Here is a 23,815-nt window from a genome sequence, read left to right on the forward strand (position 1 = left end):
CCCTTTTTTATTAGCTTAATATTGTACTATATTTTTTAATTCTGTTTCAAATCGATTTTTAGGCAAATATTGATCTTCTAATGCTTTTACAAACGGAATAGCCGTTTCAATACTACCTACCCTTTTTACAGGTGCGTCTAAATATTCAAAACAATTTTCCATAATCAAAGCGGAAATATCGCTTGAAATACCTCCAAATAAAGTATCTTCTTGTAAAATAATTACACGACCCGTTTTCTTCACCGAATTAAAAATAGTTTCCGTATCTAACGGTTGCAACGATCTTAAATCTATCAAATCTGCTGAAATATCAGGATTATTAGATAACGTTTCTAAAGCCCAATGCACTCCAGCACCAAAAGAAATAATAGTCACTTCATTACCTTCTTTTAATACAGCTGCTTTTCCAAAAGGAATGGTGTAATAATCTACTGGAACATCTTGATATATACTTCTATACAATTGCTTGTGTTCAAAATACAAAACAGGATTTGGGTCATTAATGGCCGTATTTAAAAGTCCTTTTGCATCATATGGAAAAGCCGGGTAAACCACTTTTAATCCAGGCGTTTTAGTAAACCAAGCTTCATTGGTTTGCGAATGAAATGGACCTGCTTGAGTTCCACCACCACAAGGCATTCTCACTACAACATCAGCTTTTTCGTTCCAACGGTAATGTTGTTTTGCTAATAAATTTACAATCGGATTAAACCCGGTAGAAACAAAATCCGCAAATTGCATTTCCACAATCGCTTTATAACCGTTGATTGACAAACCATTTGCTGCAGAAACGATGGCGCTTTCACAAATTGGTGTATTTCGAACTCTTTCCTTACCAAATTCGGCTACAAAACCTTCTGTAATTTTAAAAGCACCTCCATATTCAGCAATATCTTGTCCCATGATTACTAAATTCTCATGTTTCTCCATGGATAATTTCAAAGCACTTGAAATCGCATCAATAACTCTAATATTTTCGGTTACATCAGAATGGAAGAATTGTTCGTACTCATAAGGCTCGTACATATCGTTTAATTCTTCTTCTAAATTGGCTTCTACTTCAGGTTCTAATTGCGTTTTTGCCCAATGTTGATCAATTTCTGCTTTAATTCGCTCTTTAATTAAAGCATCATCCTCTTCATTCATAACAAAAGTCCTAAATAAATAATCTTTAAAATTGGCAATCGGATCTTTTTCAGCCCATAGATCCATTAATTCTTGAGGCACATATTTAGTTCCACTCGCCTCTTCATGACCACGCATTCTAAAGGTTTTAAATTCCAATAAAACAGGTCTCGGATTTTCTATCATGGATGCTTTTAGTTCTGTAATTTTATGAAAAACATCTAAAATATTATTCCCATCTATAATATGACTTTCCATTCCATAACCTACTCCTTTATCTGCTAAATTTTCACAACGATATTGTTCATTTGTAGGTGTGGAAAGTCCATATCCATTATTTTCAATCACAAATAAAACTGGTAAATCCCAAACGGAAGCTATATTTAATGCTTCATGAAAATCTCCTTCTGAAGTGGCACCTTCACCCGTAAAAACAGCTGTAATCTTGCCATTTTGCTTCAATTTATTAGCTAAAGCAATTCCGTCTGCAACTCCCATTTGAGGTCCCAAATGAGAAATCATTCCTACAATCTTAAATTCTTGTGTACCAAAATGAAAACTTCTGTCTCTACCTTTAGTAAAACCTGTCTTTTTTCCTTGCCATTGTGAAAACAAACGATGCAAAGGAATTTCTCTAGTGGTAAAAACACCTAAGTTACGGTGCATCGGTAAAATATATTCGTCTTTATCTAAAACCGCTGTAATTCCAACAGAAATTGCTTCTTGACCAATTCCTGAAAACCATTTAGAAACCTTACCCTGACGCAAAAGAATGAGCATCTTTTCTTCAATCATTCTTGGTTTTAAAAGTTTTTTGTACAAATCTATCAATTCGGGATTGCTTAACTCTTTTCTATCAAAGTTCATGGTAATGGGTTTGTAATTATTTGAATTCAAAAATAGGAAAAATAACATTTTCAAATGGAATTGTTATAAAATTTATTTTATCAAAATTTACCAGTATCTCAAAATGTTGATAACTTCCTCATTTTAAATTAAAAATAAATCAATACATTTGTATTTACTTGGGCTAAGCGCCTTTAGATTTATTAACAATAAAGTTTTAGTATGCAACAAATTCCTAGTGTTGACTTACGTGATTTCCTGTCGGATGATCCGACACGTAAACAAAAATTTGTAAATGAAATCGGAAAAGCCTACGAAGAAATCGGCTTCGTAGCATTAAAAGGTCATTTTTTAGATGACAAATTAGTAGAGGATTTATATGCTGAAGTTAGAAATTTCTTCAATTTGCCTCTAGAAACCAAATCAAAATATGAAATTCCTGGTATTGGAGGACAAAGAGGTTATGTATCTTTTGGTAAAGAGCATGCTAAAGGTCGTTCTGCTGGTGATTTAAAAGAATTTTGGCACTTTGGACAATATGTTTCCGAAGGGTCAAAATACGAAAACGAATATCCTGATAATGTTCAGGTAACAGAATTACCTAATTTTAATCCGGTTGGAAAACAAGCCTATCAAATGCTTGAAAAGACTGGTATTTATGTTTTAAGAGCTTTGGCCTTATACATTGGTTTAGATGAATTTTATTTTGACAAATACATCAAAGACGGAAATAGTATTTTAAGACCTATTCACTACCCTCCTATTACGGATGAACCTAAAGATGGTGCTGTTAGAGCTGCTGCTCATGGTGACATCAACTTGATTACATTATTAATGGGTGCTCAAGGAAAAGGCTTACAAGTACAAAACCATAATGGCGAATGGGTAGATGCGATTGCGCAACCTGATGAATTAATGATTAACGTGGGTGATATGTTATCGCGTCATACGAACAATAAATTAAAATCTACGATTCATCAAGTAGTAAATCCACCAAGAGAATTATGGGGAAGTTCTAGATATTCCATTCCTTTTTTCATGCATCCAGTAAGCGATATGAGTTTAAACTGTTTGCCTGAATGTATTGATGAAAATAATCCAAAATTATACGAAGATATAACCGCTGGTGAATTCTTACATGAAAGATTAGTGGAATTAGGATTAATCAAAAAGTAATCGGAATAGTTCCAAATTATAGAATTCCAAATCCCAATTATTTTGGGGTTTGGTTTTTTCTTTTAGTTTAAAATCTTAGGAACACAGATTTAAGAAATTAAAAAAATTAAAATCTATTATAATTTTATTGAAAGTAATTACTTTGATTATATAGATTTATTTAATCTTTTTTAATCTGAATTTTAAAATAATGATAGCAATTAATGAAATTTTTCCCTCATTAAGAATTAACAAAAGCAATCATAGGTATTTATTATGATGTTTACAATGAGCTAGGCTACGGATTTCTAGAAAAAGTATATCATAATGCATTAATAATTGAGTTAAAGTCTAGAGGATTTGAAATTGAAAGCTATAAAAAAATAAATGTATATTATAAAAATATCATTGTTGGAGAATATATTCCAGATATAATTGTAAATGAATCAGTAATAGTTGAATTGAAATGTGTTGAATATTTAATAGAAACACATGAAAGTCAATTATTGAATTATTTAAAAGCAACAAAGTGTGAAGTTGGATTAATTCTTAATTTTGGAAAAGATCCTCAATTTATAAGAAAAATTTTTACTAATGATTTTTACTAATGATTTAAAAAAAACATAAGTAAGATTTTTTATTATTTCTTAAATATCTCCAATCTGTGATTCAAAATAAATAAAAATGAGTTTAGAAGACCAATTAAAAAAATTATTTCCAGACCATCAACCCTCAACCGAAAAAGAAGAGACAGCAGAAATTTCAGAACATGAATTGTTTGTTCAAAAGGAACCAATGATTTGTAAATATGAAAAAAGAAAAGGAAAACCAACAACTATTATTGCTGGATATGAAGGTGAAGAAGAAGACTTTAAATTATTAGCCAAAGAAATCAAAAATAAATTTGCTGTAGGTGGTAGTTTTAAAGATGGGGAAATTATCATACAAGGCGATTATCGTGATAAAATAATGCAATTCCTTCAAAATAAAGGTTTTAAAACAAAACGTGTTGGAGGTTAAAAAAATACAAAGTTGACAATTTATAAAATTTAAATAAGAGCTTGCTTGGCAAGCCCACAATAACATTATGATTAAAAATTCAGAATTAATATTAAACCCAGATGGTAGTTTATACCATATTAACTTAAAACCAGAAAATATAGCTCACGATATTATTTTTGTGGGAGATCAAGAGAGAGTTGCAAAAATAACTTCTCGATTTGACAGTGTAGAATTTACCACTCAAAAAAGAGAGTTTAAAACGCAAACGGGTAGTTACAAAGGAAAAAGAATCACTGTAATTTCAACTGGAATTGGTCCTGATAACATAGATATCGTTTTAAATGAATTGGATGCTTTGGTAAACATTGATTTAGAAACCAGAAAACCAAAAGAAACACATACAGCACTTAATATTGTGCGTATTGGAACTTCGGGATCTTTACAAAAAGATATTCCTGTAGATGCATTTGTAATGAGTGAATATGCCATTGGTTTAGACAATATGTTACGTTCTTATTTAATAGACACTATTTCAGAATCAGCAATTGAAGAAGCGTTTATTGCACAAACCAATTGGGATTTAAAGAAAGGACGTCCTTATGTTATTAAGTGTAGTGATACATTAGCCAATACAATTTTCAGTTCCAAAATGCACAAAGGTTTTACTGGAACTGCTGGTGGTTTTTATGGACCACAAGGTAGAGTGTTGCGTTTGGCTATTCAAGATCCAGAGTTGAATACCAAAATGGATAATTTCAATTTTAATGGTACACGAATGACCAATCTTGAAATGGAAACTGCTGCCATTTATGGTTTAGGAAAACTATTAGGACATCATTGTTTGTCTTTGAATGCCATCATCGCAAACAGAGCAACAGGTGATTTTAGTCAAAATCCATATGAAGTAGTTGAAAATTTAATTGATTATACTTTGGAGAGATTGATTCAATAGAAACTTAAGCAACACTGATTAAAAAAATTTGAGAAATTTTTAAAATTATTTCGATTTTTCTAATCTGTGTTAATAAAATAAATATGGATTTAATTTTAGAAACCAAAAGACTTATTCTTAGACCACTTGAAATATCAGATGCTGACGATATGTTTGCTATGGATAGTAACCCTAAGGTACATATTTATTTAGGCAACACCCCATTTACAACAAAAGAAGAAAGCATTGCTTATCTTAATAATGTCTTGCAACAATATGAACAACATGGAATTGGTCGTTTTGCTATGGTTACTAAAGATGGAAATCGATTTGTTGGTTGGTGCGGATTAAAGTTTATTACCGAAATAGAAAACAATCATTCACATTTTTATGAAATTGGTTATCGTTTAAAAGAGGAATTTTGGGGTAAAGGATATGCTTATGAAGCGGCTAAGAAATGGTATGAATATGCTTTTTCAAATTTAAAAGTAAACACATTATATGCTTCTACGCATATTGACAATAAAGGTTCTCGAAGAATTTTGGAAAAAATAGGATTACAATTGAAAAACGAATACCTTTGGAATAAGACCATTCCTTGTGTTTGGTATGCTTCAAAATAAATCACTATGTTTCAAGAATTGACTACAGAACGATTACTATTAAGACCCTTAATTTCATCAGATACCAAGGCTTTTTTAGAAATGCATTCGGGTACCAAAATCAATCGCTTTTTACGAAATCCAATTCTAACCTTAACAGATGCTGAAAACTATATCCATAAAATTATATCGGAACACCAAAAAAATGGTATTGCACGTTTTGCTGTAATTTTAAAAGAAAATGAGGAACTAATTGGTTTTTCTGGACTAAAATTCAGAACAACAGAAGAAAATGGATACTCCAATTTTTACGATTTGGGTTATCGTTTTGCTGAAAAACATTGGAACAAAGGCTATGCTACCGAAGCAGCAAAATTTTGGCTTTCGTATGGTTTACATACTTTAAAATTACCTAAAATTCATGCATGTGCTGACAATGAAAATAAGGCTTCCAATCATCTATTAGAAAAAGTTGGTTTTAAAAGAAGCAATCAATATATGGTAAACATCACCTTACATAATTGGTACAAAATTAAAAAAGATGAATTTGAATCTCAAATTTGAAACAGAACGCTTACTACTTCGCCCTTTAGAATTATCGGATGGAAAAGCCATGTTTGTTATGGATGCCAATCCATTGGTTCACCAATATCTTTGGAATAAACCTGCAAAAGATATTCAAGAATCCATACAAGTTATTGAATATGTACTACGACAATACCAAGAAAACAATATAGGTCGTTTTGCTACGATTTTAAAAGATACGGGCGAATTTATAGGTTGGACAGGTATAAAATTTGTGAACGATCATGTTGAAAATGGGAATACTAATTTCTTTGATTATGGCTATCGTTTAAACGTTCCTTTTTGGAATAAAGGATATGCAACTGAAGCGACTCAATTTTGGTTGGATTATGGAATGAACCAAATGAATATTGATGCAATAAATGCGTATACTCATGCACAAAATGTAGCTTCCAATCGAGTACTCTATAAATGTGGCATGGAATTTAGAGAAGATTATCCAGATCCTGAAGGCGTTTTATGGAAATGGTGGCAAATAAAAAACAGTAACAAATAACACAAGCGTATACTAAAAAATATGAAAACAATAAAAATAGTAGGAGTACCCGAACATTTTAATTTACCATGGCATCTTTGTATCGAAAATGGAGAATTTGAAAAAGCTGGAATTGATTTACAATGGACAGATGTTCCCGAAGGAACCGGAAAAATGTGTCAAATGCTTCGGGAAGGTGAAACAGATATTGCTGTAATTTTAACCGAAGGTATTGTTAAAGATATTGTTGCTGGAAATCCATCTAAAATTGTTCAAATATATGTAAAAAGTCCTTTAATTTGGGGAATTCATGTTGGTGCCAATGCTCCTTATGAAACACTATCAGATTTAGAAAATACAACAGCAGCTATTTCACGATTAGGCTCAGGATCACACTTAATGAGTTTTGTTAATGCACAGAAAAATGGTTGGAATACTTCCGATTTACAATTTGAAATCGTACATACTATAGAAGGTGCTGTAACTGCTTTATCTTGTGGCACTGCCGATTATTTTATGTGGGAACGTTTTATGACAAAACCTTTAGTTGATAATGGAACTTTTAGAAGAATTGCGGACTGTCCTACTCCATGGCCTTGTTTTGTTATTGCGGTTAGAAATGAAATTCTAGAAAAAGAAATGCCTGTAATCTCTCAAATTTTAGAAATTATCAATGCAACCACGGAAGAGTTTAAAAGCATTCCAAGCATCGATCGAACATTAGCTTCTAAATACAATCAAAAAATTGAAGACATACAAGAATGGTTGCGTGTTACCCATTGGTCACAAAAACAAATTGATAAAACAACAATAGAGAATGTTCAAAACCAACTCCATACGTTAAATATTATTGAAAAAATGGCTTCTTATGAAACCATAGTTAAATAATTACTTAATTTTATCGTTTTAATTCTAAATGATAACCCAAAAAACCATTTCTCTTAAACAACTTAAAGAAAAGCTTTCTCTGCCAAAGCCTTGGGATACTATTATCATTTTTTTATTAAACATCTTAGTTACCATACCCGTTTTTTTAATCGCACATCAAAATTTAATTGAACTCAATTGGATTTATAATCTAGACAGAATCTTATTATTTCTAATCATTCTAGTACTTATTCAGTTATTATTACGGCTTTTAAAAACCATTATAATTATTTGCATTTTTATATATTTACTCACCTTAATTTATGGTACTTTATTTGGTAATTATGGGTTTGATCGCGTATTTGAAGATTATAAATACATGATTTATTCGATGAGTGAAAATCCAAAACCTCAGGATTTGATTATCTCTAAATTATTGCCTTTTCCTAATAAATCTAAAATTATTGACGCTGTGGATTTTACGAATCCTAAAGTGAGAAATTTTGCTTTATATGCTACCACACAACATTTTAAAAATGTACAAGGCTATGCTAAAAACAGAAAATTAATACAATGTTTTGCTGTATTTAAAGAAATTAAAGACAATTGGAATTATGTGAATGATCCTAAAGGGAGAGAATATATTGCCTATGCTTCTGAAAGTTTGCAACACTTTTCAGGAGATTGTGACGATCATGCTATTCTAATGTCGGCAAGTATAAAAGCAATTGGTGGAACACCCAGAATAATCCACACAGGTGGTCATTTATATCCTGAAATGTTAATTGGTGATAAAAACAACCTAGAAACGGCAATTTATTTAATTAAAGAAGTACTTTTTAAAGAAGAAGCTAAAAATCAAGAAATTCACTATCATATTGATGAAAGAGGGCAAATTTGGTTGAATTTAGATTATACTGCTAGTTATCCTGGTGGTCCTTTTATGAAAGAAGAAATACTAGGTGAATTAACCTTTAATTAGTACATGATTTCTTCATTGGTTTACCAATTAATTTCGGGTTTACCAATGCTTTTCAAATATGCATTCGTTTTACTAAAATGCTTGTTTCCAAACCACAAACCTCTATTCGCACTCAATGGTGATGGATGTCCCGTTTCTAAAATGAAATGTTTGTTTCTATCGATTTTTAAGCCTTTCTTTTTAGCAAAACCGCCCCATAATAAAAAGACCACATCCTTTTTCTCATCAGAAATCTTTTTTATTACAGCGTCAGTAAACGTTTCCCATCCTTTATTTTGATGACTGCCCGCTTGCGATTCTCTTACTGTTAAAGTAGCATTCAAAAGCAATATTCCTTGTTTTGCCCAACGTTCTAAGTTACCTGTAGCTGGAATGGGCTGTCCTAAATCATTCTGAATTTCTTTAAAAATATTAATTAAAGAGGGAGGAAAGGGTATTCCATCGTTTACAGAAAAACACAAACCATTCGCTTGCCCTTTACCATGATAAGGATCTTGTCCGATAATAACAATCTTAACATCTTCAAAATGGCAAGTATCAAAAGCAGCGAAAATTTGATTTCCTGGAGGATAACAAGTATGGGATTGATATTCTTCTTTTACAAAAGCAATTAATGCATCAAAATATTCTTTTTCAAATTCATTTTGTAATACGTTCTTCCAAGAATCATGAATTTTAACAGACATAACTTAAAATTTTACCAAAAATAGAAATTTATACTAGAATAGAACGTAAATTTGCAAGTAAAAAGAGAGCGAGAAGAATGATTTCAGTTACCAATAAGACTTTACAGGATTTAGAGTTTCATACAATTTTAGAAACTATTTCCAATAAATGTACTACCGAAATTGGACAGCAAAAAGCACAAGAAATTGTACCATTTAAAGATAAAGAAGCCTTATTGCTGGAGTTAGCACAAACTTCCGAATATGTTGCTTCGTATTCCAACAATAATGCAATTCCAAATCATGGATTTGAGTCTATTACAAAAGACTTGCAATTTTTAGGCATAGAAGATAGTTTTTTAGATGCATCCAGTTTTAAAAAAATTGCGCATGTAGCTGAAACTGCCAATACATTATTACTTTTCCTTAGAAAATTTCAAGAATATTATCCGAAATTATATTTTAAATCGAGTACTATTGAAAATACTAAAGAAATAGCAAAACATATTGATACGGTTTTTGATAAATATGGAGAAATAAAAGACAGTGCTTCTCCAGATTTAGTAAATATTCGTAGAAATATGCAATTGGTTAGAGGTAAAATTAATCAAAGTTTTGGTACTGCTTTAACGCAATATAATTCATCTGGATATTTAGACGATATTAAAGAAACTGTAGTTGAAAATCGAAGAGTTTTAGCGGTTTTAGCCATGTATCGAAAAAAAGTAAAAGGTTCCGTTTTAGGAAGTTCGAAAACAGGCAGTATTGTTTACATAGAACCTGAAGCTACCTTGCGTTATTCGAGAGAGTTAAGTGATTTAGAACAAGACGAAAGAGAAGAAATTATTCGTATCCTTAAAAAATTAACGAATCAAATAAGACCTTATAAAGATTTGTTATTAGAGTACCAAAATTTCTTAGCAGCTGTGGATTTAATTTCTGCTAAAGCCAAATATGCCAATGCAATAAACGCAATTCTACCTACAATTACTGAAGAAAAGCGCTTGTATTTTAGAGAGGCTTTCCATCCCATTTTATATTTAACCAATAAAGTCAAAAACGAAGTTATTCATCCACAAACCATTGAGTTGGATAACCAAAGTAGAATTATAGTTATTTCAGGACCCAATGCTGGTGGTAAAACCATTTCATTAAAAACAATAGGCTTGTTGCAATTAATGCTTCAATCTGGAATTTTAATACCAGTACACGAACGTAGTTCTACCTTTTTATTCGATCGTATTTTAACCGATATTGGTGACAACCAATCTATCGAAAATCATTTAAGCACGTATAGTTATCGATTAAAAAACATGAATTACTTCTTAAAAAAATGCAATTCTAAAACCTTGTTTTTAATCGATGAATTTGGTACCGGTTCGGATCCAGAATTAGGTGGAGCTTTGGCAGAAACGTTTTTAGAAGAATTTTATGCAAGAGAAGCTTTCGGAATTATTACCACACATTATACTAATTTAAAGATATTAGCTAACGAATTGCCTTTTGCCACCAATGCAAATATGTTATTTGATGAAAAAACGTTAGAACCGTTATACAAATTACATTTAGGACAAGCCGGTAGTTCTTTTACGTTTGAAGTAGCACAAAAAAACGGAATTCCATTTGGTTTAATTAACAGAGCCAAAAAGAAAATCGAAGGCAGTAAAGTACGTTTTGACAAAACCATTGCAACTCTTCAGAAGGAACGTTCTAAATTAGAAAAAACGTCACAAAATCTAAAGGAAGAAGAATCAAAAGCGAGAGAAGAAAGCAAAAAAATGGAGAGTATTAATGCTAAGATTCAAGATAAATTAGAGCGCTATCAGGAATTGTATGATGCGAACCAACGCTTGATTTATTTAGGTCAGCGTTTAGATGACATTTCTGAAAAATATTTCAATAATAAAGATAAAAAGACTTTAATTGGTGATTTTTTAAAGATGGTTGAGATTGAAAACTCTAAACGAAAAAAAATCACAAAAAGAGAGAAGATTGCCAAAGAAAAGGTGGAAAAACAAATTATTGAAGAAGTAAAAGAAAAAGTAGCAGAAATTAGAACGGAGAAAAAAGAAAAGAAAATAAAAGCTCAAAAAAATGAAGCTGAAAAACCAAAAGTAATTTTAAAGGTAGGTGATCGCGTTCGAATGAATGATGGAAAAGCGATTGGTACAATAGATAAAATTGAAAAAAATAAAGCTACTGTGAATTATGGAATTTTCACTTCTAAAGTAAATTTAGACCAGTTAGAATACATTCAACCCGTATAAATAATTAAAAAAGAAGAATAATGGAAATAGAACATTTACCCAAAGACAAACAAATTATTCTTTTTGATGGAGTTTGCAATTTATGTGAATCTTCTGTTCAATTTATAATCAAAAGAGATACAAACGATGTTTTTCGTTTTGTTGCTATCCAATCTGAATTAGGTCAAAAAATCATTAAACATATTGGTATCGATATCTCAAAAACGGATTCTATTATTTTGTATATCCCTGGAAAAGCTTATTTTTATAAAGCTGAAGCTGCCTTACAAATTGCAAAAAGAATAAAAGGTTTTTATGCTTTGTTAGGATATTTCAATTTTATTCCAAATTTTATTAAAAATACGGTTTATGATTATATTGCAAAAAACAGATATAAATGGTATGGCAAAAAAGAAGCCTGCATGATTCCAACACCTGAATTAAAAGCTAAATTTTTATAAATAAAAAAACGCTCAATATATGTTGATATTGAGCGTTTTTTATATAGTTTAAGAATGTTAATTTTTGATGATCTTTTTATCTAGAATTCCTTCAGCCGTTTTAATTTTCATAAAATAAATCCCTGAATTTAAATCGGAGATGTTTAAATTATAATTGGTAACGGAATTAGTGGCCGTTTCTTTAACAATTCTTCCATTAATATCAGTTAATGAGATATTTTCAAATACTACATCATCACTTGAAATTGAAATAATTTCGTTAACAGGATTAGGATAAATTACAAAATTTGAGGCAAGGAAAGAATCCGTACGTAAATTTGCTCCAGTATATTTGTAAATTCCATCTGTTGTAGATGAAGTAGTAAATCCACCAGCCCAACCAGTAGTACCATTTAAGAATTTAATACTTGTTCTTTGTACACCACTGTCAATTGCTGTCCAAGTTGCACCAAAATCAGTACTGTATCCAGAATTGTAAGTTAAAGTTGTATTATTACTAGCCGTTCCAACTAAAGTAGTTGTACCAGGAATAAAACTTAAACTAAGATAAGGCTGTGTATATGGTACACCTGCACTCCAAGTAGCACCACCATTTGAAGTAGTATACATTGTATAAGTAGCTGAAGCTCCAGAACCACTTCTACCTAATAAAATACCATTATTATCATCACTGAAAAGAACAGTCCCACCTACACTTGCTCCAGCAAAATCAGTAATTGGAGTATTGAATTTTGACCAAGTAACTCCCATATCTGTGGTTCTATAAAGTTTACCCAAATTAGTAACAAACCAAAATGAGTTTCCTGCTGCTACATTTCCACCATTATATCCATATTCACCAGAAATAATATTTGGCATATTAGCAGGAGGAACTGCTGTCCAAGTTGCACCTCCATCAGTTGTTCTATAAACCTCAAAATCTGTAGCCGTAATCGGATCACCTTGTGTTATTCCCACGTTTGCATTAAAAAAATGTACCACATTAAAGAACGAACTTGCATTTGTATATGCAGTCGCATTTTGTTGCGTCCAAGTTGTTCCTCCATTTGATGTTTTCCAAACACCTCCCATACCAGCAGTTGGACTTACAGCTCCTACCCATGCAGTTGTTCCATTAACGGGAGAAATATTTGTAATCTCTAAATTTAAATTACCTACATTAATTGTTCCTGCTGTCCATGTTGTACCACCATCTATAGTTCGAGTAAATTCTTGAACATTTGCTCCACCACCACTTCCATCATAACCTAAAGCCCAAACAGTATTTGCGTCTACAATGTTAATATCACTTACACCTCTACTTGTAGTAGTAAAGCCCGTTGCTTGTGAAACCCATTGTGCTTGGAAAGTTGCTGAAATTGATAAAAATAAAATAAGTAAATTTTTCTTCATGATTGTTAATATTTAATTGTTTTTCAAGTTGAAAATACAAAAAACTATTCTTTATTAAAATTTATTATTAAAAGTTTAACTTTTAAAGTTAAACTTTTAAACATTATTCAGAATATATAGTTCCCATTTATCATCCTAATAAAAAAACAGTACTAAATAGTACTGCTTTTTATCAATTATTCTTAATTCAAATTATTTATCAAAAAATAATTATTCTTTGGTATTTTGTAACAAATAAAAATCTGCCATTACTAAGGCTGCCATTGCTTCAACAATAGGTACTGCTCTTGGAACGACACAAGGATCATGTCTGCCTTTTCCTTGCAAATTAATGATATCTCCTTCTTTGGTTAAAACATCTTGCTTTTGAATTAAAGTAGCAACTGGTTTAAATGCCACTCTAAAATAAATATCCATTCCATTGCTTATACCACCTTGAATCCCTCCAGATAAATTCGTTTTAGTCGTACCATCTGAATTAAATAAATCATTATGCTGACTTCCTTTCATTTTAGAACCATCAAAACCGCTACCAAATTCAAAACCTTTGACTGCATTTATAGATAACATGGCTTTACCAAGTTCAGCATGCAATTTGTCAAACACTGGCTCTCCTAGACCAATCGGAACATTTTGTATAACACAAGTAATTACACCTCCAACGGTGTCTCCTTGCTTTTTTATTTCCTTGATATAGTTTTCCATTTCAAGAGCCATTTCTAAATCAGGACAGCGAACAGGGTTTTTCTCAATATTTGAAAAATCCATTTCTTCATACGATTTATTCAATGAAATTTCTCCCACTGATGAAACAAATGCAGTAATCTTTATGTTTGAAATTACTTGCTTAGCAATTGCACCTGCAACTACTCTACTTGCAGTTTCTCTTGCAGAACTTCTTCCACCTCCTCTATAATCTCTTAGTCCATATTTCTTTTCATATACATAATCTGCATGGCTTGGTCTAAAAGTATCTTTAATATCGGAATAATCTTGAGACTTTTGATTGGTATTAGGAATAATAAACCCTATTGGAGTTCCAGTAGTTTTTCCTTCAAAAATTCCAGATAAAAACTGCACTTCATCTTCTTCTTTGCGTTGGGTAACAATAGCAGACTGTCCAGGTTTTCTTCTTTGCATTTCTACTTTTATAGCCTCAAAATCTAACTGAATTCCAGCTGGACAACCATCAATAACACCTCCAAGTGCTTCTCCGTGAGATTCTCCAAATGTCATTAGTGAAAAAATTTTACCAAATGAATTTCCTGCCATAATGTAAACTAATATGTAGTTACATAGATGTAACTATTACACTTTTTATTTTTTGATTGGGTGAAAACAAATTTATGTAATATTTATGAGTTTTAGTAAATACTCTAATTACTTTTATTACTAATGCAAAGAAGTTATATATTCATAGCTATATCATTAAAATTATAAGATATAGATTATTAATTATTAAAAAATTCTATATTTGCTAGAAACCGTATTTATTAATTTATGAAAAACATAATCCCTCTTTTTCTAATTGCTACGATTTTATTTTCCTGTTCCAATGATACTGATTCAGCTCAAAGTGAGCCATTTGTATTACCATTTAATAGTAGTAATTATTGGACCTATGACATAACAGATGATACACAAAACAACTCTAGAGATTCATTATATGTAGGAAATGATACCGTTATCAATGGGAAAACCTATAAAAAAATGAAAGCTAAGGATAACGTAGCATTTGGATTTTATTCCAATTCATTACATAATAACGGTGTAAAAGTAAGTGGTAATAAATTATTACTCTCTGGAACATTTTCATTAAACAATGATCAAAACCTCCCTTTTAATTTTAGTTTAGTTTTAGATGATTTCATTGCTTTTGATGCAGATGCTCCATTAGAAGGTAATCCTTCAACAAGAACTGGTGTTATTCAAGAAATAGTAAATGGCTATCCACTTACTATTAATTATGTTCTAAAGTCAGTTGGAGGGAATTCTTATCCAACATACACTTCACCATATGGAAATACTTATAGTGATGTTAAATCTGGAAAAATTGTTTTAAATATTAAAGTTACTTCTACTCAAGATGTTGGAGGGTTTCCCATAACATTTACAATTTTACAACCACAAGATGTAATTATTTCTGAACAATTTGTGGCAAAAAATATTGGAGTAGTACACACACATACGATATCTCAGTACAATTTGGACAGTCAATTTGCACAAGATATTAGCAATCAATTAAATATACCCACATCCTATATAGGTAATCAATTTGAGTATTTAGATACTTATGTAGTAAACTAACAAAAATTGCAATTCTGTAACTTATTTTTATAATTTTATAAAAAATAATTCGTTTTAAGTTCTAATTTTGTATTCAACAATTTAATAAATTAAAAAACAAATGAGAAAATTAATTTTAACAGCTTTTATGCTAGTAGGTTTGGCTTTCAGTTCCCAAGCGCAGGACATATCGAAAAATGCATTAGGACTTAGATTAGGAGATAATGATGGTTTTGGTGGAGAGCTTTCTTACCAAAGAGGTTTATCAGACAACAATCGATTAGAGTTCGATTTAGGTTGGAGAAATAGTAATCATATTGATGCTTTTAAATTAGTTGGTTTATACCAATGGGTTTGGAATATTGATAAAGGTTTTAACTGGTACGCTGGTGTTGGTGCTGGAGTTGGTTCATGGAGTATTGATGAAAAATATTACGGTGCTGATGATAGTGGTTCATACATTTTAGCTGCTGGAGACATTGGAATTGAATATAACTTTGATTTCCCATTACAATTATCATTAGATTTCAGACCAGAATTATATTTTGGTGGAGATTATGCTGATTATAGAGATGGTTTTGGACCAGATATCGCATTAGGTATTAGATATAGATTCTAATAATCCATTATATTTACAAAAAAGGAACTCAATGAGTTCCTTTTTTATTTTACACTATATTTTTTAGCTTTTGGAATAATGGCAATACAAAAAGGGTTCGTTAAAGCCATGGTTACATTCTCTCCACTTTTCGGTCCAATTTGTTTGGAATAAATTACTATTTCTTCCTTTATTTTTTCAACTTTATCAACAGTAATACTATAACCACCTGTATTTTTTTGACCTAAATACAAAAATAGAACTGCTTTTTCATCAAAATTAATTTTATGAATTTCTGGTAATTGAGAAGTAAGTTCCAATCTTTCTAATTCCTCATTCAGGTCAGTTGTGTTTTCTGCAATTAAGTAGTTAAAAGTATCCTTACCTCCATAAGAAGAAGAATGGACAACTTCGAAAGTTACGTTTTGGTTTTTAGTAGTATTATCTATATTCTTTTCTGATTCTGAATTTGTTTTATTGGAACAACAAGAAGATACAATCAAAAAAACAAATAACAAGTAACTAATTTTCATTGGCATACGATTTAATAACTTCTTCATAAACATTTTCGTAAAGTGGTAATATTTTTTTAATATCATATTCAGAAGCTTCTTGCAAAGCATTTCTTTTAAATTGACTTAAAATTTTATCGTCTTTTAAAATTGATATGGCATTTTTACTCATGTCTTGAACATCACCCACATTACTTAAATATCCGGTAACTCCATCAATATTTACCTCAGGTAAACCACCGGAATTACTAGAAATCACTGGAACACCACAAGACATAGCTTCTAAAGCCGCTAAACCAAAACTTTCTGTTTCGGATGGAAGTAAGAATAAATCGGTAAAACATAAAATTTTATCAATTTCGTTACTGTTTCCAAAAAAGATGACTTTACTTTGAATACCTAATTCTTGACACAGCGTTTCTGCTTTTTCTTTTTCAGGACCATCTCCTACCATCATTAACTTAGCTGGGATATGTTTTTGGATTTCAAAAAAGATTTTAACCACATCGTCAATCCGTTTTACTTTTCTAAAATTAGAAATATGAGTCACTACTTTTTCATCAGAAGTTGCCATTAAAGATCGATGACAAGGATCATTTACATCTAATCTTTCTTTATTAATTTCGATAAAATTTGGAATTACCTTAATCTCTTTTTTAATATCAAATAAACGATACGTATCTTCTTTTAGGCTATTGGAAACACTAGTTACTACATCCGATTTATTAATACTAAAACTAACAGCAGGCTTATAAAAAGGATGATTACCTACTAAAGTTATATCGGTACCGTGCAAAGTGGTTACCATAGGAATTCGTATTCCTTCCTCTTCCAACATTTTTTTAGCCATATAACCTGCATAGGCATGAGGTATCGCATAATGCACATGTAATACTTCAATTTTGTGCAATTTTACCATATCGACTAATTTACTCGATAGTGCTAGTTCATAAGGTTGGTAATGAAATAAAGGATATTCCGGAACGTGTACTTCGTGATAAAATATATTTTGATTTAAAAGTGCTAACCGCACGGGTTGACTGTAGGTTATAAAATGAATTTGGTGACCTTTTCGAGCCAATTCAAGTCCTAATTCAGTTGCTACTACTCCACTTCCTCCGAAAGTTGGATAACAAACTATGGCTATTTTCATATAGGTTTATTTATTGACATACACTTCATATTCTAATTCTAATTTTAATCTCAATATAAAATCAACAATTGTATGAAATGATTTACAGTCTATAAAAGTACTATTATTTTACAAGCCTATTTTTTAAATATTCGTTAAATTATTTAGTAAACGCTTTTTCATAAGTAGCAATCCAATCTGCAACGGTCATTTTAGTAACCAATTCTCCAATTAAATCATAAGGAATATCTTCTTCCTTTTTGAAGCGCATACAACTTTTACCCATGTCTAATTTTTTACTTGAAAATTGAGGATAAGCCGCAACAAACCAATCGTACAAATCTTTTTTAGCATAAATTCCCATATGATAAAAATTGATACTATTTTTTTGGGAAGCAAAACTCATAAAAGGCAAAGGCAATTTAGGATTACAATGATAGCCCGAAGGATATAGCTCATGAGGCACCACATAACCAATCATTCCATAACTCATTTCTTCTCGAAAACCTTTGGGCAAATTTTTTAAAATGACTGCTCTAAGTTTATTTATGGCGTTTTTTCTTTCCTCAGGAACTTCTTTAATATAGTCCTCTGGAGATTTTGCTGATGATGTCATGACTAATGAATTATAGATTCGTAAATAACTTTTTGAATATTTTCTCTAATATTTTCTTTTGACAGGTAATTTGTAGTTGCTTCAGGATAAGTTCTATTCGATAAAAACACATAAACAATTTCACTATCTGGATCAGCCCATGCCATGGTTCCTGTAAAACCCGTATGCCCAAAACTAGTCATAGAAACACAGCCACAAGTGGGACCAGCTTCTCCTAATTGGGGTTTATCAAAACCTAAACCTCTTCTGTTTTTATCTTTACAATAATAACATGTATTAAAAGCATTAAATGTTTTTTCAGAGAAAAATTCTTGGTTATCGTATTTTCCTCTTTGCAAATACATTTGCATCATTTTAGCAACATCTAATGCATTCGAAAAAAGTCCAGCATGCCCAGCAACACCACCTTGCATAGCAGCACCCATATCGTGAACATACCCATGAATGGTTTGGTATCTAAAATAATTATCCACTTCTGTTGGTACAATTTGATCCACATCAAATTTATGCAATGGATTGTAGGTCATGGTAGTTAATCCCATTTTAGCAAAGTAATTTTCAACTACTAAACTATCTAATTTTTTTCCCGTTTTGCGCTCCAAAAATTCTTTCATCAAAATAAACGAAAAATCACTGTATTTGTATTTTGCTTTTTTCAGTAATTCGCTATCAGCAATTCTTTTTATAATAGTATCATTATAATCTTTTCTTATAAAAAGATGCTCCGCTACTTGATAGGGAAATTCTTCAGAATATTTTTTACGATAGATTTCCTTTTTGGGTTTACCCAAAGAATCCAAGGTTTCTTTATAAAATGGAATCCAAGCTTGAAAACGAGCTTGATGCGTAAGCATGTCTAAGAAAGTGGCATTTTCTTTATTACTTCCCTTAAAAACAGGTAACATTTCTTTTAATTTTGTTTTTAATGTAAGGTTACCTTTATTATACTGAATCATGATATTAGGTAAGGTAGCTAAAATTTTAGTCAACGAAGCAACATCATATAAATCTGTATTTTTTACTTCTAAATCTTTATCATACGTGTGATAACCAAATGATTTCTCATAAACCACTTTTCCTTTTCTGGCAACAATTATTTGCGCTCCAGGAGTCATTTTTTTGGCAATGGCATAGTTGGCAATAGAATCAATTTTAGATAAAATAGTAGAATCCAATCCTACATTTTCAGGAGCACCATATCCCAAAATATTTAAAGCTTTTGTAGCAATTCCATCATTTATATAAAAATTCTTATTAATAGATACTGGCAATTTACCTTTAGTACCAATAGCACCAAATATAGCTTCTGCAGCAACCGTGCTTGAAAAGTTATTATTTTGATAGGCTAAAATAAACCCTTCAAAATCTGAAAACCGATCCAATTTTAGCAAAGCATAAGGTTTCGTAAAAAAAGTAACCACAACTTTATTTTCTTTAGCAATTTTTTCTAAAATTGCAATTTCATCTTTATCTGGATTATGATTTTTCCATGCACCATCTTCTTTATGAAAACCTATAATAACTTTAGTATATTTTTTCAATTCTTCTAAAGTCTCTTCTATTTTCTTAGCATTTACTTCAATTTGATCTACAATAGTATATTTTCTTAATTCTTCCAAAAAAAAGTCAGAATTTGCATCACCTAATTTTACATAAGCAATTTTTTCTTTATCCAAATTTTGTATGGGAAAAACTGCATCTTTATTACGTAAAGTAGTAACAGCATTCTCATATAAAGCATAATTCATAGCTTCATATTTCGATTGATTTAAATCTTCATACAAATGGTTTAAATCTATAGGCTTATAATTATGTAACTGCGCTTTATACTTGTATCTCAATATTTTTTTAACTGAATACGCTAGACGTATTTCCGAAATTTTACCCTCTTGAAAAGCTTCCTTAAATTTTTCGATTGCAATAGGCACATTTTCTGCAAAAAGTAAGACATCATTACCTGCTAAAAATGCCTCTAAATCAATATCTCCAGGCTTTTTAAAATTGCTGGCTCCTTTCATATTTAAAGCGTCAGTAAAAATAAGACCGTCAAATTTTAACTCATTCTTTAAAATATTGGTTACAACATTAAAGGAAATTGAAGTAGGGTATCCTTTTCTAGGCTCTATACTTGGAACATCTAAATGTGCAACCATTACACTAGCTAAACCATTCTTAATAAGCTCTCTGTAAGGATATATTTCTACAGCATCGAGTCGTTCTTTAGAAAACTTTACAACGGGTAAAGTATGATGAGAATCGGTTTCTGTATCACCATGACCTGGAAAATGTTTGGCCGTTGCAAAAACTCCTTCACTTTGTAAACCTGTCATTAAAGCAACAGCAGCATTGGTAACATTAATCTTATCTTCACCAAAAGAACGATTACCAATAATAGGATTATTCGGATTGGTATTAATATCTACAACGGGAGCAAAATTAAAATGGATTCCCATTCGTTTAGATTGTTCGCCCATTTGCATTCCTAACTTTTCGATTAGTTTAAAATCTTGAATAGCACCCAATGTCATGTTCCAAGGATATCTAAAGGTAGAATCTAATCGCATACTTAAACCCCATTCTGCGTCAATTCCTATAAATAAAGGTACTTTAGATTTTGATTGGTATCGATTGGTTAATTGAGCTTGTCGAACAGGACCACCTTGAAAAAAGATTAAGCCACCTACATTATATTTTTCAACTAATTCATCAACATCTTTACAATGAGCCTCATTTTTATTAGAATAAGCTGCAACCATGAAGAGTTGCCCCACTTTGTCTTCAAAACTCATCTGGTTATATATGCTATCTACCCACTTTTCTTGAGGCAAATTTGATTTTTTTTGAGCATAAATAACTGGCGATAAGAAAATTAGAAAAAGTAAATAACGCATTGGAAAATAGTATTAATAAAAAAACATCATTAAGTTGGTTTAATGATGTTTTCAAATATAGTGAAATAATAACAATTTTTTCTTAAATCTTTTATAATGAAATGCAGATTTTAATGTAAATCTATGTGTTTATCGTGGTAACCTAAGAGGTAAAGAACACCATCAAGTCCAATACTAGAAATGGCACTTTGTGCATTATCTTTTACCAAAGGTTTGGCATGAAATGCAATTCCTAATCCTGCTAAATTAAGCATCGGAAGATCGTTTGCACCATCACCAACGGCAATGGTTTGATTGATGTCAATTCCTTCTTTTATGGCTAATTCTTGTAAGTATTCAGCTTTTTTATTTCCATCTACAATTTCACCAATATAATTGCCTGTTAGTAAACCATCTTTAATTTCTAACTCATTAGCAAATACATAATCAATACCTAATTCTTTCTGAAGGTAATGACCAAAATAAGTAAACCCACCTGAAAGTATAGCCGTTTTAAAACCGTATTTTTTTAAAGTATCTATAAGTCTTCTAGCTCCTTTAGTGATGGGCAAATTAACAGCCACTTCTTCCAATACCGTTTCGCTTAATCCTTTTAGAAGTTGCATGCGTTGGGTAAAACTTTCTTTAAAATCTATTTCCCCTTGCATAGCAGATTCCGTAATTTTCCGAACTTCTTCTCCTACACCAGCTAATTCAGCTAATTCATCAATAACTTCGGTTTGAATTAAAGTGGAATCCATATCAAAACAAACCAAGCGTTTGTTTCGTCTAAAGATAGTATCTTCTTGAAAAGCGATATCGAGGTCTAGTTCTCTAGAAATTTGCATGAATTTCTCTGTAAACTCTGCCTTATTATGTATGCCACCTCGAATAGACAATTGAATAGAAGCTTTAGGATAGGTATCATGTTTTACCAATGAAACTCTTCCGGTTAACCTTTTAATCGCATCAATATTGAGTCCTTTATCTGATATTACTTTGGTTACTTCAGAAATTTGTTTGGCAGATAATTTTTCGCCTAATAAAGTAACAATATAACGGTCTTTACCTTGAAGATCTACCCAATTTTCGTAATCATCAAGTGGTATGGGTTTAAATTTAGCTTTAATCCCTAATTCATAAGATTTAAAAAGTAAATCTTTTAAAACGGCTGCCGATTTTTTGCCCGATTCAATTTGAAAAAGAATTCCTAAAGATAAAGTATCATGTATATTGGCTTGACCAATATCTAAAATTTTTGCATCATATTCAGATAAAACAGCAGTTAAAGAAGAGGTTAAACCAGGTTTATCTTGCCCGGAAATGTTTAGTAAAAAAATTTCACTCGCCATTAGTGATAATTAATATTTTAAAAAAAACGATTATGCCAACTTTCACTAGCCGGAACCATCCAAAAGTCTTCCCATTCTTCAATTGTATTAACCAAATTATTAAATACAATAGTATTAGCAGACACAGCTTTTTCTTTGGCCATTTTTTTAAATTCGATTAATGTTTTGTGTGCAATATGTTCACCGAGCTTAAAAGTCACATTCATTTTGTCTAACAAATCGATTTGATACTTTTGCTCCAAATTTTGAATAAACTGAACCGAAGCATCTATAGAACAACCAGTTGCTGTTTGCACATCTTGATTTACTGCAATGATGATAAATCGATTGTATTCCATTTTAAAGGAAGCCTCTAAACTTTGTCCGTGTGCAGACCAACCCTCTAAAAATTCTTTTGTAGCAGCTTCTATAGCTGTTACTTCGTCATCAGACAGTTTTCTATTCGATTGGTAAATCCAAATTCTAGAATGAGGAGGTAATGTGTCAAAAGATACGTACATTATAACTTAACTAAATCGTTTATTACTTTAAAATTTTCGAATTTATTGGTTTTTGCATTGTACAATAAAGCATCAAAATAAAATACTTTTACTTTATCATTTGCTTTTAAAACTTTATCCAAAATTAAATACGAATTATCAAAACTATTAATTAATAATAACTCATGTGTTTTACCAGAAGCTTCTTTTATTTTTACAAAAAGGAAACCGTCAACATTAGAATTCACAAAAGCTCCTTCTAAAATTTCATCTTCATACGTTTCAGCACTTGTATTATCGCCAAAATTATCACCTGTAGTTTCTAATATTTTCATTAGAAGATTAGGACAAACTACTGCAACTTTTTCACCAACGTCTCCACCAATCTCTTCAATTTTAGAAATATAGTCTTTCCCATAATGGTATTCTACATCAGATTGGTATTTATTTACTGCTTCCAAAATGCAAAGTCCTAAAGACAATTCGTAATTTTCTTTCGTCATTTCTTTGCCTTCAGCACATTTACAGGTTACTTCAGCTAGTTTTGTTTTTAACTCATCCTTCGTTAATTTTTGAGAAAAAAGAGCAGTTGTAAAAACAAAAAATATTATAAAAAAGGTTGTTTTTTTCATACAA

General features: G+C 31.0%; 23 protein-coding genes and 1 pseudogene. 13 read left to right on the forward strand and 11 right to left on the reverse strand.

The genetic code is table 11. The features are described from left to right. Window positions 1–15: 15 nt before the first annotated feature. Entirely contained in the window at window positions 16–1,992 is a 1,977-nt protein-coding gene (locus FHG05_RS04440; RefSeq protein ID WP_140996806.1) for an alpha-ketoacid dehydrogenase subunit alpha/beta, read from the reverse strand. 201 nt (window positions 1,993–2,193) lie between these two features. Between FHG05_RS04440 and FHG05_RS04445 the strand changes: the two genes are divergently transcribed. The 9 genes and pseudogenes from FHG05_RS04445 to FHG05_RS04485 all read left to right on the forward strand — a co-directional run bounded on the left by FHG05_RS04445 (window position 2,194) and on the right by FHG05_RS04485 (window position 8,570). Beyond that, window positions 2,194–3,147: an isopenicillin N synthase family dioxygenase gene (locus FHG05_RS04445; protein WP_140996807.1), complete on the forward strand. Its 954-nt coding sequence runs from the start codon at window positions 2,194–2,196 to the stop codon at window positions 3,145–3,147. Between the two features lie 236 nt (window positions 3,148–3,383). Beyond that, window positions 3,384–3,734: pseudogene (locus FHG05_RS04450) on the forward strand (GxxExxY protein); the annotation flags it as partial. A 76-nt stretch (window positions 3,735–3,810) separates the two neighbouring features. Next, a complete protein-coding gene (locus tag FHG05_RS04455; protein WP_140996808.1) occupies window positions 3,811–4,146 on the forward strand; it encodes a translation initiation factor in 336 nt (111 codons plus the stop codon). 67 nt (window positions 4,147–4,213) lie between these two features. Then, entirely contained in the window at window positions 4,214–5,080 is an 867-nt protein-coding gene (locus FHG05_RS04460) for a nucleoside phosphorylase (protein WP_140996809.1), read from the forward strand. A gap of 83 nt (window positions 5,081–5,163) precedes the next feature. Continuing rightward, window positions 5,164–5,682 carry a GNAT family N-acetyltransferase gene (locus FHG05_RS04465; RefSeq protein ID WP_140996810.1) on the forward strand — a complete coding sequence of 173 codons (519 nt, stop codon included), beginning with the start codon at window positions 5,164–5,166 and terminating at the stop codon, window positions 5,680–5,682. 6 nt (window positions 5,683–5,688) lie between these two features. Beyond that, entirely contained in the window at window positions 5,689–6,225 is a 537-nt protein-coding gene (locus tag FHG05_RS04470) for a GNAT family N-acetyltransferase (RefSeq protein ID WP_140996811.1), read from the forward strand. Further along, entirely contained in the window at window positions 6,203–6,742 is a 540-nt protein-coding gene (locus FHG05_RS04475; RefSeq protein ID WP_232338050.1) for a GNAT family N-acetyltransferase, read from the forward strand. Before FHG05_RS04470 ends, FHG05_RS04475 begins: the two co-directional genes overlap by 23 nt. A 21-nt stretch (window positions 6,743–6,763) precedes the next feature. Next, entirely contained in the window at window positions 6,764–7,609 is an 846-nt protein-coding gene (locus tag FHG05_RS04480) for a substrate-binding domain-containing protein (protein WP_140996812.1), read from the forward strand. A 28-nt stretch (window positions 7,610–7,637) separates the two neighbouring features. Further along, a complete protein-coding gene (locus FHG05_RS04485; protein ID WP_140996813.1) occupies window positions 7,638–8,570 on the forward strand; it encodes a transglutaminase in 933 nt (310 codons plus the stop codon). Window positions 8,571–8,590: 20 nt separating this feature from the next. Here the strand turns inward: FHG05_RS04485 and FHG05_RS04490 are convergent, their stop codons facing one another. Further along, complete coding sequence (locus tag FHG05_RS04490; RefSeq protein ID WP_140996814.1) at window positions 8,591–9,256, reverse strand: uracil-DNA glycosylase; 666 nt, start codon at window positions 9,254–9,256, stop codon at window positions 8,591–8,593. Window positions 9,257–9,333: 77 nt separating this feature from the next. On the opposite strand from FHG05_RS04490, the gene FHG05_RS04495 reads away from it, so the two are divergent. Together FHG05_RS04495 and FHG05_RS04500 are read left to right on the forward strand one after the other, a co-directional pair. Further along, window positions 9,334–11,502, forward strand: a complete 2,169-nt coding sequence (locus FHG05_RS04495; RefSeq protein WP_140996815.1) for an endonuclease MutS2 — start codon at window positions 9,334–9,336, stop codon at window positions 11,500–11,502. Window positions 11,503–11,522: 20 nt separating this feature from the next. Then, entirely contained in the window at window positions 11,523–11,942 is a 420-nt protein-coding gene (locus FHG05_RS04500; RefSeq protein ID WP_157504169.1) for a thiol-disulfide oxidoreductase DCC family protein, read from the forward strand. 57 nt (window positions 11,943–11,999) lie between these two features. Here FHG05_RS04500 and FHG05_RS04505 read toward each other — a convergent pair whose 3' ends face one another. Together FHG05_RS04505 and aroC are read right to left on the reverse strand one after the other, a co-directional pair. Beyond that, window positions 12,000–13,334: a T9SS type A sorting domain-containing protein gene (locus FHG05_RS04505; RefSeq protein ID WP_140996816.1), complete on the reverse strand. Its 1,335-nt coding sequence runs from the start codon at window positions 13,332–13,334 to the stop codon at window positions 12,000–12,002. Between the two features lie 210 nt (window positions 13,335–13,544). Further along, entirely contained in the window at window positions 13,545–14,606 is a 1,062-nt protein-coding gene (gene aroC / locus FHG05_RS04510; protein ID WP_140996817.1) for a chorismate synthase, read from the reverse strand. Window positions 14,607–14,834: 228 nt separating this feature from the next. On the opposite strand from aroC, the gene FHG05_RS04515 reads away from it, so the two are divergent. Together FHG05_RS04515 and FHG05_RS04520 are read left to right on the forward strand one after the other, a co-directional pair. After that, complete coding sequence (locus FHG05_RS04515; RefSeq protein WP_140996818.1) at window positions 14,835–15,641, forward strand: hypothetical protein; 807 nt, start codon at window positions 14,835–14,837, stop codon at window positions 15,639–15,641. Window positions 15,642–15,741: 100 nt separating this feature from the next. Then, window positions 15,742–16,239, forward strand: coding sequence for a hypothetical protein (locus FHG05_RS04520; RefSeq protein ID WP_140996819.1), 498 nt, complete (start codon window positions 15,742–15,744; stop codon window positions 16,237–16,239). A gap of 44 nt (window positions 16,240–16,283) precedes the next feature. Here FHG05_RS04520 and FHG05_RS04525 read toward each other — a convergent pair whose 3' ends face one another. The 7 genes from FHG05_RS04525 to FHG05_RS04555 form a co-directional block, all read right to left on the reverse strand. Next, window positions 16,284–16,751, reverse strand: a complete 468-nt coding sequence (locus FHG05_RS04525) for a protease complex subunit PrcB family protein (RefSeq protein WP_181369141.1) — start codon at window positions 16,749–16,751, stop codon at window positions 16,284–16,286. Continuing rightward, window positions 16,741–17,883 (reverse strand): N-acetyl-alpha-D-glucosaminyl L-malate synthase BshA, encoded by a 1,143-nt coding sequence (gene bshA, locus FHG05_RS04530; protein WP_140996821.1) that lies wholly within the window; start codon window positions 17,881–17,883, stop codon window positions 16,741–16,743. The genes FHG05_RS04525 and bshA overlap by 11 nt, the downstream gene beginning before the upstream one ends. A 139-nt stretch (window positions 17,884–18,022) precedes the next feature. After that, the gene (locus tag FHG05_RS04535) at window positions 18,023–18,478 is read right to left on the reverse strand and encodes a DUF1801 domain-containing protein (RefSeq protein ID WP_140996822.1); all 456 of its coding nucleotides are present in this window, start codon (window positions 18,476–18,478) and stop codon (window positions 18,023–18,025) included. A 2-nt stretch (window positions 18,479–18,480) separates the two neighbouring features. Further along, complete coding sequence (locus FHG05_RS04540) at window positions 18,481–21,369, reverse strand: glycoside hydrolase family 3 N-terminal domain-containing protein (protein WP_140996823.1); 2,889 nt, start codon at window positions 21,367–21,369, stop codon at window positions 18,481–18,483. Between the two features lie 110 nt (window positions 21,370–21,479). Continuing rightward, window positions 21,480–22,700, reverse strand: coding sequence for a phosphoserine phosphatase SerB (serB, locus tag FHG05_RS04545; RefSeq protein WP_140996824.1), 1,221 nt, complete (start codon window positions 22,698–22,700; stop codon window positions 21,480–21,482). 17 nt (window positions 22,701–22,717) lie between these two features. Continuing rightward, window positions 22,718–23,200: an ABC transporter ATPase gene (locus FHG05_RS04550; RefSeq protein WP_140996825.1), complete on the reverse strand. Its 483-nt coding sequence runs from the start codon at window positions 23,198–23,200 to the stop codon at window positions 22,718–22,720. Beyond that, window positions 23,200–23,811, reverse strand: coding sequence for a hypothetical protein (locus FHG05_RS04555; RefSeq protein WP_140996826.1), 612 nt, complete (start codon window positions 23,809–23,811; stop codon window positions 23,200–23,202). The genes FHG05_RS04550 and FHG05_RS04555 overlap by 1 nt, the downstream gene beginning before the upstream one ends. Between the last annotated feature and the right edge of the window lie 4 nt (window positions 23,812–23,815).

Source organism: Flavobacterium profundi, assembly GCF_006491645.1.
Lineage (GTDB): Bacteria > Bacteroidota > Bacteroidia > Flavobacteriales > Flavobacteriaceae > Flavobacterium > Flavobacterium profundi.

Bases quoted from the DNA above. Each gene is read 5' to 3' on its own strand.
- FHG05_RS04440 (WP_140996806.1), bottom strand. From the start codon at position 1,992: ATGAACTTTGATAGAAAAGAGTTAAGCAATCCCGAATTGATAGATTTG.
- FHG05_RS04445 (WP_140996807.1), top strand. From the start codon at position 2,194: ATGCAACAAATTCCTAGTGTTGACTTACGTGATTTCCTGTCGGATGAT.
- FHG05_RS04455 (WP_140996808.1), top strand. From the start codon at position 3,811: ATGAGTTTAGAAGACCAATTAAAAAAATTATTTCCAGACCATCAACCC.
- FHG05_RS04460 (WP_140996809.1), top strand. From the start codon at position 4,214: ATGATTAAAAATTCAGAATTAATATTAAACCCAGATGGTAGTTTATAC.
- FHG05_RS04465 (WP_140996810.1), top strand. From the start codon at position 5,164: ATGGATTTAATTTTAGAAACCAAAAGACTTATTCTTAGACCACTTGAA.
- FHG05_RS04470 (WP_140996811.1), top strand. From the start codon at position 5,689: ATGTTTCAAGAATTGACTACAGAACGATTACTATTAAGACCCTTAATT.
- FHG05_RS04475 (WP_232338050.1), top strand. From the start codon at position 6,203: ATGAATTTGAATCTCAAATTTGAAACAGAACGCTTACTACTTCGCCCT.
- FHG05_RS04480 (WP_140996812.1), top strand. From the start codon at position 6,764: ATGAAAACAATAAAAATAGTAGGAGTACCCGAACATTTTAATTTACCA.
- FHG05_RS04485 (WP_140996813.1), top strand. From the start codon at position 7,638: ATGATAACCCAAAAAACCATTTCTCTTAAACAACTTAAAGAAAAGCTT.
- FHG05_RS04490 (WP_140996814.1), bottom strand. From the start codon at position 9,256: ATGTCTGTTAAAATTCATGATTCTTGGAAGAACGTATTACAAAATGAA.
- FHG05_RS04495 (WP_140996815.1), top strand. From the start codon at position 9,334: ATGATTTCAGTTACCAATAAGACTTTACAGGATTTAGAGTTTCATACA.
- FHG05_RS04500 (WP_157504169.1), top strand. From the start codon at position 11,523: ATGGAAATAGAACATTTACCCAAAGACAAACAAATTATTCTTTTTGAT.
- FHG05_RS04505 (WP_140996816.1), bottom strand. From the start codon at position 13,334: ATGAAGAAAAATTTACTTATTTTATTTTTATCAATTTCAGCAACTTTC.
- aroC (WP_140996817.1), bottom strand. From the start codon at position 14,606: ATGGCAGGAAATTCATTTGGTAAAATTTTTTCACTAATGACATTTGGA.
- FHG05_RS04515 (WP_140996818.1), top strand. From the start codon at position 14,835: ATGAAAAACATAATCCCTCTTTTTCTAATTGCTACGATTTTATTTTCC.
- FHG05_RS04520 (WP_140996819.1), top strand. From the start codon at position 15,742: ATGAGAAAATTAATTTTAACAGCTTTTATGCTAGTAGGTTTGGCTTTC.
- FHG05_RS04525 (WP_181369141.1), bottom strand. From the start codon at position 16,751: ATGAAAATTAGTTACTTGTTATTTGTTTTTTTGATTGTATCTTCTTGT.
- bshA (WP_140996821.1), bottom strand. From the start codon at position 17,883: ATGAAAATAGCCATAGTTTGTTATCCAACTTTCGGAGGAAGTGGAGTA.
- FHG05_RS04535 (WP_140996822.1), bottom strand. From the start codon at position 18,478: ATGACATCATCAGCAAAATCTCCAGAGGACTATATTAAAGAAGTTCCT.
- FHG05_RS04540 (WP_140996823.1), bottom strand. From the start codon at position 21,369: ATGCGTTATTTACTTTTTCTAATTTTCTTATCGCCAGTTATTTATGCT.
- serB (WP_140996824.1), bottom strand. From the start codon at position 22,700: ATGGCGAGTGAAATTTTTTTACTAAACATTTCCGGGCAAGATAAACCT.
- FHG05_RS04550 (WP_140996825.1), bottom strand. From the start codon at position 23,200: ATGTACGTATCTTTTGACACATTACCTCCTCATTCTAGAATTTGGATT.
- FHG05_RS04555 (WP_140996826.1), bottom strand. From the start codon at position 23,811: ATGAAAAAAACAACCTTTTTTATAATATTTTTTGTTTTTACAACTGCT.